This is a genomic window from Kitasatospora sp. NPDC051914 (genome assembly GCF_040680995.1).
In the GTDB taxonomy this organism is placed as follows: domain Bacteria; phylum Actinomycetota; class Actinomycetes; order Streptomycetales; family Streptomycetaceae; genus Kitasatospora.
Genome location: NZ_JBFAXX010000039.1, coordinates 68,753 through 81,427 on the forward strand (window position 1 = coordinate 68,753; position 12,675 = coordinate 81,427).

Consider the following 12,675-nt stretch of genomic DNA (forward strand, 5'->3'; position numbering starts at 1 on the left):
GCCCCGCCCGGCCGGGCCGTAGTCGATCACACCAGGGTGCGGGCCGTCCCGGCGATTCAGGGGCGGCGGCGCCAGGACGGGCGCCGGCCGACGGGCTCCGCCGGACGGCCGGGTCCGTGTTCCCGCTCGACGAGGGCGCGCAGGTGGGCCTCCATCGCCGCGAGTTCGAAGCAGGTGGTCTCCCGTCGGTCCGGATGCGGCCGCCAGCCGGTCCTCAGCCCGTCCGGGATGCCCGGTGCGGCGGCGAGGAGCCGGAAGTCGTGCTGGTACAGGGCGTACTGGACCCCGTCGATCTCCTCGATGGGCAGGTCGCCCCGCCAGGGGTCCTCGTACCACTTGCCGGAGATCCGGCGGAGGAAGACGTACGCGCGGCAGCCGGCGCCGAGCACCCGCTGGCCCCAGTGGCCCGGCTGGCTGACGAAGGTGAACCCGGTGCCCGGCCGGAGATCGAACTCGCGGCGCGAACAGACCTCCTCGACGACGGCCCGCAGGACCTGCCCGCCGGGCGACTCCGTGACCGCGACGCGGACCAGGTCGTGGTCGCGCACCTTCTGCTGAAGAAACGTCATACGGCCGCCCCCGGTACCGAAGATCCGGCCTGCCCGGACCGCGCGAGCCTACCCCGGAGACGCCCCGGGACCGGCGGCCACCGCCCGCCCGCAGCACGCCCCGCCGGCGCTCACAGGTGCTGCGGGGCCTGCTGCAGGGAGGGGACCGGCGGGAGCGGGTGGCGGGCGAGCCAGGTGTCGAAGAGCCTGCCGATCGGGTGGTCGGCGTAGCGGGCGGCGTGGGCGGTGAAGTCGGCGGTGGTCACGACGGAGTGCCGGTGCGCGGTCGTCCAGTCGCGGACCATCCGGAAGAAGGCCCGGTCGCCGAGGGTGGAGCGGAGGGCGTGCACGGTCAGGCCGCCGCGCTCGTACACCCGGTCGTCGAACATCAGCTGCTTGCCGGGGTCACCGATCCGGATGTCCCGGGGCAGCGCGCTGAGCTTGCGGTACGCGGCCTCCGCCTTGCGCTGCGTGCACGGGCCGCCGGAGCGTTCGGACCAGAGCCACTCGGCGTACTTGGCGAAGCCCTCGTTGAGCCAGATGTCGCGCCAGCCGGCGATGGTGACGCTGTTGCCGAACCACTGGTGGGCGAGCTCGTGGGCGACCAGGCGCTCGCTGCCGCGGGTGCCGTCGAGGTGGTTGGTGCCGAAGGTCGCCAGCCCCTGCGCCTCGACGGGGACGTCGAGTTCCTCGTCGGCGACCACCACCGCGTACTCGGCGAACGGGTACGGGCCGAAGAGCTGCTCGAACAGCTCCATCATCTGCGGCTGGCGGGCGAAGTCGTGCTCGAAGTGCCGCTGCAGCCGGGCCGGGACGTGGCCGGTCTGCACCACGGCGCCCGGGCGCGGCATCACCAGCGGGACGGTGCGGTACGCGCCGATGGAGAGCCCGACCAGGTAGCTGGCCGTGGGGGCGGGCTGGTCGAACACCCAGGTGGTCACGGAGGCGCGGGTGGTGCGGGTCAGCAGCCGGCCGCCGGAGACCACGGTGTACGGCGACGGGGTGGTGACGGAGATGTGGTAGCTCGCCTTGTCGGACGGGCGGTCGTTGCACGGGTACCAGGAGGGCGCGCCGACCGGCTGGCTGGCCACCAGGGCGCCGTCGGTGAGCTCCTCCCAGCCGAGGCCGCCCCACGGGCTGCGGACCGGCTTCGGGTTGCCCGACCACTGCACCTCCACGGTGAAGGCGGCACCGGCGGCGGGGGCCTTGGCCGGGGTGATCCGCAGCTTGCCGGCGCGGTGCGTGTACCGCGCCGGGCGCCCGTCCACCAGCACCCGGCCGATCTTGAACGGGGCCAGGTCCAGGTCGAACTCGCGCAGCTGCGCCCGGCCCGCTATGGCGGTGATCCGGGCGGCGCCGGCCAGCCGGTTGGGGCCCGGGCGGTAGTCGAGGGTGAGCTCGTACCGGTGGGCCCGGTACCGGTGGTCGCCGTTGTTCGGGAAGTACGGGTCAGCGGCCGCGGCCTGCTTGGGGCTCACCGGTTCGTTCTCTCCGTGCGCGGTCTCGGTCATCGGGCTCGGTGGTCGGGCTCGTGCCAGGCCTCGATCGGGTTGCCGAGCCAGCGGGTGTCGGCGGGAACGGTCTCCGCACGCATCACGAGGGAGGCCGGGCCGAGGGTGGAACGGGCCCCGACCGTGCTGCCGGGCAGCACGATTCCGCTCGGGCCCAGCGTAGCGCCCTCGCGGAGAACCACAGTGTCCAGCCTCATGATGCGGTCGTGGAAGAGGTGTGTCTGCAGCACGCAGCCCCGGTTGACGCTCACCCCGTCGCCGAGGGTGACGAGGTCGGGCTCCGGCAGCCAGTAGCTCTCGCACCACACGCCGCGGCCGACCCGGGCGCCGATCGCCCGCAGCCACAGGTTGAGCACGGGGGTGCCGAGCACCCGGCCGATCAGCCAGGGCACGGCCAGCACCTCGACGAAGGTGTCGGCGAGCTCGTTGCGCCACACGTAGCCGCTCCACAGCGGGTGTTCGCCCGCGTGGTGGCGCCCGACCAGCAGCCACTTGGCGGCCGCGGCCGTGACGCAGGCCGCCGCACCCGCGGCGAGCAGCACCGGGCCGGCCAGCAGCGGCGAGTCGAGCGCGCAGAGCGCGGCGGCGGTCAGCACGGTCAGCGCGGAGGAGGCGAACACCGGCACCAGGCGGCCGAGCTCGGTCAGGCCGCGCGCCCACAGCAGCCGGCGCGGCGGGTCGTAGGTGCGGCCGGTGTCGGCCGCGTCCGCCGAGCGGGGCAGCTTGACCGGCGGCATGCCGAGGTACGAACTGCCGCGCTTGGCCTTCTTCGGGGTCGCGGACAGCACCCCGACCAGCCCCCGGTCGGGGACCGAGCGGCCCGGCGCGGTCATCCCCGAGTTGCCCAGGAACGCCTTGCGGCCGACCGCGGCCCTGCCCACCCGCACCCAGCCGCCGCCGAGCTCGTACGGGGCGATCAGCGTGTCGTCGGCGAGGAAGGCGCCGTCGCCGACCGTGGTGAGGCTCGGCAGGGCGAGCACGGTGGAGACCTCGGCGCGGCGGCCGACCCGCATGCCGAGCAGCCGCAGCCACAGCGGGGTGATCAGGCCGGCGTACAGCGGGAAGAGGGTCTGCCGGGCGTCGTCCATCAGCTGGCTGACCGTCCAGGCCTGCCAGCCGATCCGCCCGTGCAGCGGGTGGTGGCCGGTGCGCAGGCCGAGGCTGAGCAGCCGGACGGCGGCCAGCACCAGCGCCGCGTACGCCAGACCCCAGGCCAAGGTGGCGGGGACGACTGCGGCCAGTGCACCGAGCAGGGCGGCCGGCAGGTCGTCGCCGGGGTGGACGAAGAGCCCGGCGACGAGCAGCGCGGGCACCGCGCACAGCGCCGGCAGCAGGGCCAGGCCGGAGCCGGTGAGCCCGTAGACGGCCGCCCAGCGGGCGGTGCGCGCGGGCCGGTGCTTGGGCCAGCCGCGCTCCGCCTTGCCGATCTTGACGGCAGGGGCGCCGCCCCAGCGCTGTCCGGTCGGGACGTGCCCGGCGACGCCCGAGCCGGGTGCGACCTCGGCCCGCTTGCCGACCCGCGCGCCGGGGAACAGCGTGGACCGGGTGCCGACGACCGCGCCGGAGCCGACCCGGATCGCGCCGATCTCCAGCCGGTCGCCGTCCAGCCAGTAGCCGGCGAGGTCGACCTCGTTCTCGATGGCGCAGCCCTTGCCGAGCCGTAGCAGCCCGGTCACCGGCGGCAGCGTGTGCAGGTCGACGTCGTCGCCCACCTGCGCGCCGAGCGCCCGCGCGTAGCGGACCAGCCAGGAACCGGACAGCGAGGTGGCACCGGCGGCCTCCGCCCACTGCTCCGCGGCCCACAGCCGCAGGTGGACGCCGCCGCCGCGCGGATGGGTGCCGCCGCGGACGCCGCGCAGCAGCAGCCGGGCCCCGCCGGCGGCCACCGCGAGCCGGCCGGGCGCGGAGAACAGCACCAGCGCCCCGGCCGCCACCGCCCACCAGGAGGCGGTGGGGGCCCAGGCGTAGCCGCCGAGGAGGTGCAGCACATTGCCGAGCGCCAGCAGGGCCACGCTCCAGCGCAGCCCGCCGAGGGCGGCCGGCGGCAGCAGCCCCACCAGCTGGACGAGCCCGGTGCGCAGCGGGGTGGGCCGCACGGTGCGGACCGGGCGGTCGGCCGGGGCGCAGCGCTCCAGCTGCCGGGCCAGCTTGCACAGCGTGGGCTGCTGGTACACGTCCAGCACGGACACCGCCGGGTAGCGGGTGCGCAGCCGGGTGGTGAGCTGCGCGGCCGCCAGCGAACCGCCGCCGATCGCGAAGAAGTCGTCGTCGGCGCAGCGCACCGGAACGCCCAGGACCTCCGTCCACTGCTCGGCCAGCCACGCCTCGGTGCCGTACAGCTCCTCGGCGGGGCCGTCCTGCTCCAGGTCGGGCAGCGGCCAGGGCAGGGCGTCCCGGTCGACCTTGCCGGAGGTGCGGCAGGGCAGCTCGTCGACGGGGGCGAGCAGCGGCACCAGCGCGGCCGGCAGTTCGCCGCGCAGGCGTTCCACCGCGCCGGCCCGGTCGAATCCCTCCCGGACGACCAGGTAGCCGACCAGCAGCGGGTTGCCGCTGCGGGCGGTGCGGACGGCGGCGGCCGCACCGGCCACCTTCGGCAGGGCCTGGAGTGCCGCGTCCACCTCGCCGAGCTCGATCCGGCGGCCGCCGAGCTTGACCTGCTCGTCGCCGCGGCCGAGGAAGACCAGGCCCTCCGGCTCGGCGCGGACCACGTCGCCGCTGCGGTAGGCGCGCCGCCAGCCCAGCGGCTCCAGCGGGGCGTACTTCTCCTCGTCCTTCGCCGGGTCGAGGTAGCGGGCCAGACCGACGCCGCCGATCACCAGCTGCCCGCTGCCGCCCATCGGCACCGGCCGTCCGGCCTCGTCGACCACCGCCAGCTCCCAGCCGTCCAGCGGCAGGCCGATCCGCACCGGGCCCGCACCCGACAGCAGGTACGCGCAGGCGACCACGGTGGCCTCGGTCGGGCCGTACGTGTTCCACACCTCGCGGCCCTCGGTGACCAGCCGCTCGGCCAGCTCGGGCGGGCACGCCTCGCCGCCGAAGATCAGCAGCCGGACCTCGTTCAGCGCCTCCGCGGGCCACAGCGCCGCCAGCGTCGGCACCGTGGAGATCACCGTGATCTCCTGCTCGGCCAGCCACGGGCCGAGGTCGGCGCCGCTGCGCACCTGCGAGCGGGGCACCGGCACCAGGCAGGCGCCGTGCCGCCAGGCCAGCCACATCTCCTCGCAGGAGGCGTCGAAGGCGACGGAGAGCCCGGCCATCACCCGGTCGCCGGGGCCGATCGGCTCGCCCTGCAGGAACAGCCCCGCCTCGGCGTCCACGAAGGCGGCGGCACTGCGGTGGGTGACGGCGACGCCCTTGGGGCGGCCGGTCGAGCCGGAGGTGAAGATGATCCACGCGTCGTGCTCGGGGGAGGGACTCGCCGCCTCGTTCCCGGACGGCTTCACGCCGGTCAGCGCGCCGTCGGCGCCCAGCACCGCGTTGACGTCCGCCTCGCCGAAGACCAGCTCGGCGCGCTCGTCCGGGTCCTCGGCGTCGACCGGCACGTACGCGGCGCCGGCGGCCAGCACGGCGAGGACCGACACGTAGAGGTCGTTGGTGCCGGACGGCACCCGGATGCCGACCCGGTCGCCGAGGCCGATGCCCGCTCTGGCCAGGTGCCGCCGCACCTGTTCGACCTGGGCGAGCAGGGCGGTGTAGCTGAGCACGGTGCGGCCGTCGTCCAGCGCAGGCTCGTGCGGATGGGCCGCAGCAGTCGCACGCAGGATGTCCACCAGCGTGCGCGCGGCGTGGGCCGGTCGGCCCGGGAACAGCGCAAGCGGTGTCTCGGGGTCGGTCATCACAGCCATACGGTCCCCGTCCTGGGCTTCCCTGTCGACTGGGCGAAGGCGTCCAAATAGTGCATAACCAGGACAATCTATCGAGTTCGGCGGCCCGCCCGGAGCCCAGCCCGTTCGTACGGCGCGCCGAAAGACGTGTTGCTGCGCCCGCGGACCGCACGTCCGCGCCGGGCCCGACGACGAATGACAGGCACCCCCTGCGCCACCGAACCCCTGCAGGCGCGTGCCCGCGCCAACGTCAACTCCGCCTTCCGTGAACGGCCTTGGTGCCGCGATGTCATGACGGCCGGACAGAACGGCGGCACCGACGGAGGGGTGGGGAGTCATGGCGGAACCGGGGCGGCCGACGCAGTACGTGATGAGAGCGGCCGGCATCGCCCTCCTGCTCGGGACGGCGGTGGCGACGTGGCTGGTCGGCGGCGCCCGGCTGGCGGCCACCATGGGCTCGGCGGCACGGACGGCATCTTCACCGTCGGCCACTGCTGGGAGGACCAGGACTTCGGATCGGTCTGTCGGGGCACCTACGCCGCACCCGCCGGTGAACGCCGTGCGATGGTCCTCCACGAACCCGCCGAGATCCACCACGAGGGGGTCGGTCGGCCGGTCAGGATCGTGCAGGGCGGCGCGTACGAGACCTCGTCGGGCGGCGCCCCGAGTTTCGGCTTCGTCACCGCCGCCGTGTTCGCCGGCGGTGCCATGCCCGCGCACTGGCTCCTCCGCTCCGCGGCCCGCAGGGAGCTGCAGGACGGCTCCGACTACGTGCTCGCGTGGATCGCCGCGGAGCTCGGCGCCATCGTCCTCGCCGTGCTGGTCGCCCTCTGCACGCAGGTCTTCTGACCGCCGGCCGCCCACCGGCTCCCGCCGGTCGGACCGTCAGCTGCCGGTGGGGTCGGCCCGTACGTTCCGGCGCACCTGCCCGGCGGCCACCGGCAGCGCGATCCACAGCACCCAGGCGAACGGGGTGAGGAAGAACAGGGGAACCGACAGCCCGAAGCCGGCCAGCATGCCGTACAGCACCCGTTGCTCGGCGACGGCGAACGCGGGCGGGACGTCGGGATCGCGCAGGTGATGCAAGGACATCCGGCGGACCATGGCCAGGATCGCCGCGTTCGCCAGGAACTGCAGCAGCGCGTAGAAGCCGAAGCGCAGCGGCATGGTGTCGACGTCGTCGCCCTCGGTGGTGAGGAGCTTGGTCGCGAACGGGTTGAGCACGATCGTCATCAGCCACCAGAGGTTGAGCGTGCGCACCCGGGAGTCGATCCGTTCGGCGTACCGGAAGGCGGTGTTGTGCTGCCGCCAGGCCGCGGCGATCACCACGAAGCTGATCAGGAACGCCAGGTAGTGGTCGAGGTCGTCGGCGACCGACGACCGGAACTCGGCCACGCCCGGCCCCTCGGGCACCGGGAGCTCCAGCGCGAGCAGGGTGATCGCGATCGCCACCACCGCATCGGAGAAGAAGATCAGCCGGTCGGTGGAGCGCGACTCGAATCGCCTGAGCTTCCTCGCCTGCACCCGCGGCCTCCCTCGTAGGTCGGCCCCATCCTCGCTGCGCCGCCCCGCCCGCCGGCCGGTGTGACACGCCGTTCGCCCACCCACTCCACCCGACGGGCGGTCAGTCGACCCCGTCAGCCGGCAGGAAGGCCAGCACCGCCTCGGTGAACGCCCGGGGTTCGGCGGCGTGGACGAGGTGGCCCGCCGGGATGGTGACCAGGCGCGCCGAGGGGATGCGCCGCGCGAGATCGGCCAGACCCTGTTGCGGGACATGGCTCTCCGGGCCCCCGGCGACCACCAGCGTCTCGGCGGTGATCCGCGCCAGGCCCGGCAGCCACGCCGGGTCCGGGGCGTCGATCTGCCTGCGCAGGGCGAGCACCATCTCCCAGTCGAAGTCCAGCGGCCCGTCCGGCCGGGCCGGGGTGGACGGCACGCGCGGGAGGGGCGGCGGCGCGTCCTCCAGCACCATGCGGCGGACCCGCTGCGGTTGCTGCTGCGCCAGCAGGTAGGCGACGACCCCGCCCATCGAGTGCCCGACCAGGTCGACCCGGTCCAACCCGAGGACGTCGAGGAAGGCGAGCACGTCGTCGCGCATCTCCTCCAGCGAGTACGTGCCCGGCCAGGAGCTGCGCCCGTGGCCGCGCAGGTCGAGCGCGTACACCCGCCGGTGCCGGGCGAGCACCGGCGCGACGGTGTCCCAGTCCGCGGCACTCTCGCCCAGCGCGTGCAGCAGCACCAGCGGCGGACCGCCCGGCTCCCCCTGCACACCGTAGGAGAGCCGGATACCGCGGACGGCGACGCTCGAGTGATCGGCCATACCGGCGACCGTACCCCTCCGCGGACGCACGGTCGGGAGAACGCGGTCACCGCCCCCGGAGCCGGAGATGGCCGTCCAGGGCGGTGCGGAGCCAGTCGTGGGCGGCGCCGAGGGTGGGGTGGCCGGGGGCGGCGAGTTCGCCGGCGAGCTGCCAGTAGCGGTCCATCACGGGGTGGGCGGACCGCTCGAGGAGGCTGGCCAGGCTGCGGCGGAAGGCCGGGGTGTCCCGGGTGCCGTGGGCGCCGGCGTAGGCGGAGACGAAACAGTCGAGCGCCTCGCCCGCGTGCGGCTCGCGTCCGGCGCACAGGGCCGGGGCGGTCAGCTCGTACGCCTCGCCGAGACCGTCGTAGAGCACACCGGGACGGTACTCGGCACCGGGCTCGGGAGACGGCGGCCGCCGGTCGGGGACGGGGCAGTCCGTGGTGGCGAGGGCGTGCAGCCGGGCGAAGGCCAGCACCTGGGCCGGCTCCGGGTCCGCGGGCGGCCGGGGCACGGCCGCGTCGGTGATCCACGCGACCTGCCGGGCGGGCAGCCGGACGGGCAGGACGCGTCGCCAGTAGCGGGCCAGCGCGGTGGTGTCCGGCGGGGTGGAGACCGCGCCGATCAGCCGCAGCCGGTCGGCGCGCTCCTCCGCGGTGCAGTCCCGCAGGAGCCGCAGTGCGGCCTCCCGCCAGCGCAGGGCGGCCAGTTGGGAACCGAGCTCCTTCAACTGCCCGGCGACCACGTCCTCCAGCGCGTCCTCGTGGTCGAGGACACGGTCGATGTCGGCGACCGGCAGATCGAGGGTGCGCAGGGAACGGATCGTCCGGAGCCGGTCGAGCGCCCCGGGGCCGTACCGGCGGTGGCCGCCGGCGCTCCGGGCGGCCGCGGGCAGCAGGCCCCGGTCGGAGTAGTAGCGGACGGTCTTCACGGTGACGCCCGCGCGTCCGGCGAGCTCGCCGATGCTCCACAACCCGTCCGGCAGCACGACTTGAACCTCCCCCAGGTGGAGTTCCTACCGTACCGGCGGGCGCGGGCGGCCGACCGGGCCGCCCGCGCGGACCGAGACGGCAAGGAGACCATCATGACGGCGTTCGTCCTGGTGCCGGGGTGCTTCACCGGCGGCTGGATCTGGCAGGAGGCGGCCGACCGGCTGCGCGGCGCGGGGGCCGAGGTGCACCCGGTGACCCTCACCGGCATGGGCGACCGGCCAGAAGGGCCCGGCCCGGGCACGGACCTCGAGACCCACATCGAGGACGTGCTGCGCCTGATCGACACGGTGGAGGCGCCGCAGGTGGTGCTCGTCGGCCACGACTACGGCATCCATCCGGTGCTCGGCGCCGCCGACCGCCGCCCGGAGCGGGTCGCCCGGATCGTGTACCTGGACGCGGGCATGCCGCAGGACGGCGACACGGCCGCCGCACTGGTGCCGGACCAGGCCGTGCGCCGGAGCCTGTTCGACCCGTCGGGACCGGCCGCGGACGGCGGGACGCTCCCGGTGCCCGCACCCGGTGAGTGGCAGCGTTGGGGCAGCACGGCCGGGCTGCCGGACGAGGCGCTCGCCCGGCTGACCAGCCTGGCCCGCCCGCAGCCCGCGGGCACCCTGACCCGGCCGCTCAGGCTTTCGGGTGCGGTCGCCGCACTGCCCACCACCGGCATCCTCTGCACCGGGAGCGGACACGGCATCGCCCTGGTCGAAAGCCTGGTCGCGGGCGGGCTGCCGCAGTTCCAGGCGCTCGCCGACCCCCGGGTGGGGTTCTTCGAACTCGCCACCGGGCACTGGCCGATGCTGTCCTGCCCCGGCGAGCTGGCCGAGGTGCTGCTGGACGCGGCCGCGGGCGGCGGCCACCGGATCACCGCCTCCGGCGAGCAGCCCGGCTACCTGCGGCCCTTCCTGCTGGACGTGCCGGAGCTGCCCCGGGAGCGGGTCGGCCGGGTCGACCTGTACGTCCCCGGCGGCGCCGGTTCCGGCACGCCCCGGCCGGCGGTCCTCTTCGTCCACGGCGGCCCCGTCCCCGCCGACCTGCGGCCCACCCCGCGGGACTGGCCGGGCATCGCCGGCCACGCCCGGTACGCCGCGAGCCTGGGCGTGGTCGGCGCGACCCTGGACCACCGGCTGCACAGCCTGGAGGACTGCGCCCTCGCCGCCGAGGACGTCGCCGAGGCCGTCGAGTTGCTCCGCGCCGACCCGCGGGTGGACGGTGAGCGGATCGCCCTGTGGCACTTCTCGGCCGGCGGACTGCTGCTCGCGGACTGGCTCGCCGCGCCCCCGGCCTGGCTGCGGTGCACGGCGGCGACCTACCCCGTCCTCGCGCCGCTGCCCGGGTGGGGAGCCGTCGAGCCCCGGTTCCGCCCGGCGGCCGCGGTGCGCGGTGCGGGGCGGCTGCCGATCGTGCTGACCCGGGTGGGCCTGGAGAGCGAGGGGATCGCGGCCACGGTCGAGGAGTTCCTGGCGGCGGCCAAGTCCTGCGAGGCCGAGGTGGAGGTGGTCGACGTGCCGGACGGGCGCCACGGGTTCGACACGGCCGGTGACACCGAGCAGGCCCGCCGTGCGGTGGAGCACGCGATGCGCAGCGTCCTCGCCCACCTGCGCGGCTGACCGGACCCGACCACCGCACACCGGGCCGCCTGCGGTCGTTACAGGGGCCCGGCCGTGCGGTGGTCCGCGGTGGCGCGGGCGAGGTCGGTTTCGTTCCCGGTGGGATCACCGACAACGGTGCGGCCTGCTTCCTGGAGACCGGGATCCTCCCACCGCCGCCGGAGGTCGACCGCTGGTACGCCGTCCCGCGGCCCGACGGGTGCTCAGCGCGGCGGCGACGCGTACAGCTCGGCGACGAGGGCCACCGCCTCGGCGGTCGCCGGGTGGGCGTCGCGGCGGGGCCAGACGACGTGGACGGCCACGGGTGGGGCGCCGCGCAGGGGACGGAAGACGATGCCCTCGCGCCGGTACTGGGTGGCGGTGCTCTCGGGGGTGATGCCGATGCTGCGCCCGGTCGTGATGGCGGCGAGCCAGTCGTCGACGTCCGAGGTGTACTCCAGTGACGGGCGGGCGCCGGCGGGCCACAGGTCGGGGGTGGTGGTGCCGGTGCGCCGGTCGATGACGACCGTCCGTTCGCAGGTCTCCGGCAGGCCGATGGAGCGCCGCCCGGCCCACGGGTCGTCCGCGGCGAGGGCGACGGTGCGCCGCTCGAGTCCGACGACGGAACTGGCGAAGCGCCGGGCGTCGAAGGCGCCGCGGACGATCGCGAGGTCGCACGCCCCCTCGGCGAGCCCGCCGGTGGACGTGTTGGTGCGGACGAGCTGCAGTTCGATCTCCGGGTGCGCCTGTGCCCAGCGGCGCTGGAACGCCGCCGTGTGACGGCCCATCGCCGACCAGGCGTGCCCAACCCGGAGGCGGGTGTGCCCGGTGGCGGCCTCGCGGACCAGGTCCTCGACCTCGGCGAGCAGGCGGCGGGCCCGCGCCAGCACCAGGGTGCCGGACGCGGTCGGCGCGATGCTCCGGCTGGTGCGGTGCAGCAGCCGCGTCCCGAGGACGCTCTCCAGCCCGGCCAGGCCGCGCGAGACGGCGGCCTGCGACACGCCCAGCTCGATGGCGGCGTCGGTGAAGCTGCCGGTGTCGACGATCGCCACCAGGCAGCGCAGGTGCCTCAGCTCCAGATCCATACGCCGAGCGTATCGATCGTTGCGTTCATGCATTTCTCGTATCGCGCGGGGAGGCGCATCCTGCGGTCATGACGACCTCCGCGCCCGCTCACCGGGCGACGACCGCCCCGGCGGCCCGTCCCGCCCGGCCCGCCGGCATCATCACGATGACCGGCAGCGCCCTGTCCAACCAACTCGGCGCCGCCACCGGCGCCCTGGCGTTCCCCGTCATCGGCCCGGCCGGCGTCGTCGCGGTACGCCAGTGGGTGGCCGCCGTCGTCCTGGTCGCCGTCGGGCGGCCCCGCCTGCGCAGCTACACCTGGCAACAGTGGTGGCCGGTCCTCTCGCTCGCCCTGGTCTTCGCGACCATGAACCTCACCCTCTACACGGCCGTCAGCAGGATCGGGCTCGGCCTCGCCGTCACGCTGGAGTTCCTCGGCCCGCTCACCGTCGCCCTGGCCGCGTCCCGGCGCGCCCGCGACCTGGTGTGCGCCCTGGTCGCCGGCGCCGCCGTCCTGGTGCTGCTGCGCCCCGAACCCACCACGGACTACCTCGGGCTGGGCCTCGGCCTCGCCGCGGCGGCCTGCTGGGCGGCGTACATCCTGCTCAACCGCCTCATCGGCACGCGCCTGCCCGGCGCGGAGGGCTCGGGCGCGGCGGCCGCCGTCTCCGGTCTGCTGTACGTGCCGGTCGGCGTCCTGGTCTTCGCCGACCACCGGCCGACCCCCCCGGGCCTGGGGTTGGCCGCCGCGGGCCGGGTGGTGTGGTCCGGGGTGCCGGTCCAGGCCCACAAGCTGGGGGGGGGCCCGGTGCCCGCGCCCGTCGTAGGGGGCGTAATGAGGCGGCCGACC

General features: G+C 75.4%; 10 protein-coding genes. 3 read left to right on the forward strand and 7 right to left on the reverse strand.

Translation table 11 applies throughout. The annotated features are described in order from the left end of the window. Positions 1 to 56: 56 nt before the first annotated feature. The 3 genes from AB0M03_RS24935 to AB0M03_RS24945 all read right to left on the reverse strand — a co-directional run bounded on the left by AB0M03_RS24935 (position 57) and on the right by AB0M03_RS24945 (position 5,895). Entirely contained in the window at positions 57 to 569 is a 513-nt protein-coding gene (locus tag AB0M03_RS24935) for a hypothetical protein (protein WP_363494444.1), read from the reverse strand. Positions 570 to 679: 110 nt separating this feature from the next. Continuing rightward, complete coding sequence (locus AB0M03_RS24940; RefSeq protein ID WP_363494446.1) at positions 680 to 2,059, reverse strand: M1 family metallopeptidase; 1,380 nt, start codon at positions 2,057 to 2,059, stop codon at positions 680 to 682. Then, positions 2,056 to 5,895, reverse strand: coding sequence for a Pls/PosA family non-ribosomal peptide synthetase (locus tag AB0M03_RS24945; RefSeq protein ID WP_363494470.1), 3,840 nt, complete (start codon positions 5,893 to 5,895; stop codon positions 2,056 to 2,058). The genes AB0M03_RS24940 and AB0M03_RS24945 overlap by 4 nt, the downstream gene beginning before the upstream one ends. 405 nt (positions 5,896 to 6,300) lie before the next feature. Here AB0M03_RS24945 and AB0M03_RS24950 point away from each other — a divergent pair, with 405 nt between their 5' ends. Beyond that, a complete protein-coding gene (locus tag AB0M03_RS24950) occupies positions 6,301 to 6,732 on the forward strand; it encodes a hypothetical protein (protein WP_363494448.1) in 432 nt (143 codons plus the stop codon). Between the two features lie 36 nt (positions 6,733 to 6,768). Here AB0M03_RS24950 and AB0M03_RS24955 read toward each other — a convergent pair whose 3' ends face one another. The 3 genes from AB0M03_RS24955 to AB0M03_RS24965 all read right to left on the reverse strand — a co-directional run bounded on the left by AB0M03_RS24955 (position 6,769) and on the right by AB0M03_RS24965 (position 9,170). After that, positions 6,769 to 7,407: a TMEM175 family protein gene (locus tag AB0M03_RS24955; protein WP_363494450.1), complete on the reverse strand. Its 639-nt coding sequence runs from the start codon at positions 7,405 to 7,407 to the stop codon at positions 6,769 to 6,771. 100 nt (positions 7,408 to 7,507) lie between these two features. Next, entirely contained in the window at positions 7,508 to 8,203 is a 696-nt protein-coding gene (locus AB0M03_RS24960; protein ID WP_363494452.1) for an alpha/beta fold hydrolase, read from the reverse strand. 46 nt (positions 8,204 to 8,249) lie between these two features. Then, positions 8,250 to 9,170 (reverse strand): MerR family transcriptional regulator, encoded by a 921-nt coding sequence (locus tag AB0M03_RS24965; RefSeq protein ID WP_363494454.1) that lies wholly within the window; start codon positions 9,168 to 9,170, stop codon positions 8,250 to 8,252. Positions 9,171 to 9,266: 96 nt separating this feature from the next. On the opposite strand from AB0M03_RS24965, the gene AB0M03_RS24970 reads away from it, so the two are divergent. After that, positions 9,267 to 10,781, forward strand: coding sequence for an alpha/beta fold hydrolase (locus AB0M03_RS24970; RefSeq protein ID WP_363494472.1), 1,515 nt, complete (start codon positions 9,267 to 9,269; stop codon positions 10,779 to 10,781). Between the two features lie 203 nt (positions 10,782 to 10,984). Here AB0M03_RS24970 and AB0M03_RS24975 read toward each other — a convergent pair whose 3' ends face one another. After that, positions 10,985 to 11,845 carry a LysR family transcriptional regulator gene (locus tag AB0M03_RS24975; RefSeq protein WP_363494456.1) on the reverse strand — a complete coding sequence of 287 codons (861 nt, stop codon included), beginning with the start codon at positions 11,843 to 11,845 and terminating at the stop codon, positions 10,985 to 10,987. A 68-nt stretch (positions 11,846 to 11,913) separates the two neighbouring features. Between AB0M03_RS24975 and AB0M03_RS24980 the strand changes: the two genes are divergently transcribed. Continuing rightward, positions 11,914 to 12,675: EamA family transporter (locus AB0M03_RS24980; RefSeq protein WP_363494458.1), on the forward strand; the 762-nt coding region annotated here is incomplete at its 3' end.